At 70.8% G+C, this 2,561-nt stretch carries 1 protein-coding gene; it reads left to right on the forward strand.

Translation table 11 applies throughout. The annotated features are described in order from the left end of the window. Positions 1-169: 169 nt before the first annotated feature. On the forward strand, positions 170-2,530 hold the full coding sequence (locus ACFXGA_RS40090) for a family 43 glycosylhydrolase (RefSeq protein WP_378098428.1): 2,361 nt from the start codon (positions 170-172) through the stop codon (positions 2,528-2,530). Positions 2,531-2,561 lie beyond the last annotated feature (31 nt).

Genomic DNA, 2,561 nt, shown 5'->3' on the forward strand with positions numbered 1-2,561 from the left:
CAGCAGCCAGGATCCGGCGGCCAGGCGAGCCCGGCGGCCATCGGGCGGCCTGCGGCTTCCGGCGGCTGCCGGCAGCCCACAACCCGGAACCTCCGACACCCCACACCCCAGTACCTCGGCCCCGGCGCGCCGCGGGCGAGTGATCCACACCGCTGACAAGGAGAACCCAGTGCATCGACAACGTCCACAGTGGTCGGGGCGGCGCAGAGCCGTCGTCCTCGCCGCCGTCGGCGCCCTGCTGACCGGAGGGCTCGTGGTCGCCCCCGCGGCGTCGGCCGCCGGTCCGAACCTCATCGCCAACCCCGGCTTCGAGGACGGCCTGTCCGGCTGGACCGTGAACAACGGCAACCCCACGGACGGCGCGACCCTGTCCCCGACCACCGACGCCTACGCGGGCTCGGGCGCGGTCCTGGTGACGAACCGCAAGACCACCGGGTCCGGCCCGGCGCAGGACCTGGCCGGCAAGGTGCAGGCCGGGAAGACGTACACGGTCACCGCGCGGGTGAAGTACGAGAACCCCGCGAGCCCCGCCACCAAGCAGTTCTTCGTGACCATGCACTACGGCGGCTCGACCTACACCAACCTCGGCACCGGCACGGTGCCGCGCGGCCAGTGGGGCCTGCTCCAGGGCACGTTCACCATCCCGGCCGGGCAGGGCGTCGCCACGCCGCGCATCTTCGTGGAGACGCCGTGGACGGCGGACCCGGCGGCCGCGCCGGCGACCCACCTGATGGACTTCAAGGTGGACGACGTCGTGCTGCGCGAGTTCACGCCGTCGACCACGATCGAGGTCCTCGGCAAGAACCCCGGTGAGGGCAACCCGCTGATCTCCCACAAGTTCGGCGCGGACGGCAACGCCTTCGTGCACGACGGCCGGGTCTACCTCTACATGACCAACGACACCCAGGTCTACAACCCGGGTCCCGACGGCACGTCGCCCACCAACACCTATGGCGGGATCAACACCATCACGGTGATCTCGTCCGACGACCTGGTGAACTGGACCGACCACGGCGAGATCCCGGTGGCCGGCCCGAACGGCCTCGCCAAGTACGCGTCGCAGTCGTGGGCCCCGGCCGTGGAGAGCCGCGTCGTCAACGGCAAGGAGCAGTTCTTCCTCTACTTCGCCAACAACGGCGCGGCGACGGGCGTGCTGGTCGGCGACTCGCCGCTGGGCCCGTGGCGCGACGAGCGCGGCAGCCTGCTCATCACGAGCCAGACCCCCGGCGCCTCGGACGGCCGCAACTGGCTGTTCGACCCGGGCGTGTTCATCGACGACGACGGCCAGGGCTACCTCTACTTCGGCGGCGGCGGCAACGACGGCTCCAACTCCTACGAGAACACCAACCACCCGAAGTCGACGCGGGTGATCAAGCTCGGCGACGACATGATCAGCACCGAGGGCGCGGCCGAGACCATCGACGCGCCGCTGATGTTCGAGGCGGGCCACGTCTTCAAGCGCGAGGGCAAGTACTACTACTCCTACTCGTCCAACTTCGGCTTCGGCGGGCCGATCGACCCGAACGGGCCGCCGACCGGGGCCATCGCCTACCTGGTGGCGGACAACCCGATGGGCCCGTGGACGCCGGACAAGTACGCGGGCGTCATCTTCAAGAACCCCGGCGTCTACTTCGGCGCGGGCGGCAACAACCACCAGTCCGTGTTCGAGCTGAACGGGGAGTACTACTTCACCTACCACGCCCAGACGCTGAACCGCCGCATCACCGGCGGCGCGACGCAGGGCTTCCGCAGCCCGCACATCGCGAAGCTGGAGTTCAACGCCGACGGCACCATCAAGGAGGTGCTCGGCACGTTCGACGGGGTGGAGCAGATCCGCCGGCTCGACCCGTACCGGGTGATCGAGGCGGAGACGATCGCCTGGCAGCAGGGTCTGGCCACCAAGCGGCTCAACGCGCCGAACGACGTGCCGGCGCTCGCCCTGCACGACGTCGACAACGGCGACTGGACGTCGCTGTCGGCGGCCGACTTCGGCTCCGGCGCCACCGGCGTGTCGGCGCGGGTCAAGCCGCTGGTCGCGGGCGGCAGCATCCAGCTCCGGCTGGACGACCGCACCGGGCCGGTCGTGGCCACCATCCCGGTGGACGGGCCGGTCGGCGAGTGGACCGAGGTCGGCGTCGCGCTCGACGGCGTCTCCGGGGTGCACGACGTGTACTTCACGTTCGTCGGGCCGGACGGCCAGGACCTGGTCGAGGTCGACAGCTGGCGGTTCACCAAGCCGTCGCTGAAGGTCGCGGCGGCGGCGGACACCCGGTGCGCGGGCCCGAACGTCAAGCTGACCGTGGAGGTGACCAACAACGAGTCCCGGCCGGTGGACGTGGAGGTCGAGACGCCGTACGGCTCGAAGTCGTTCCACAACGTCCAGCCGGGCAAGACCCGTTCGCACCCGTTCACGACCCACGAGCGGAGCGTGGCCGCCGGTTCGGCGACGGTCACCGCGACGGCGACGGTCGACGGGAGCGAGGTGTCGGTCCGGGTTCCGGCCCGGTACGACGCGCGCACCTGTCGTTGACCACCACGAGGCGGCCCGGAGCGTGCTCCGG

Source organism: Actinosynnema sp. NPDC059335, from assembly GCF_042752395.1.
GTDB lineage: Bacteria > Actinomycetota > Actinomycetes > Mycobacteriales > Pseudonocardiaceae > Actinosynnema.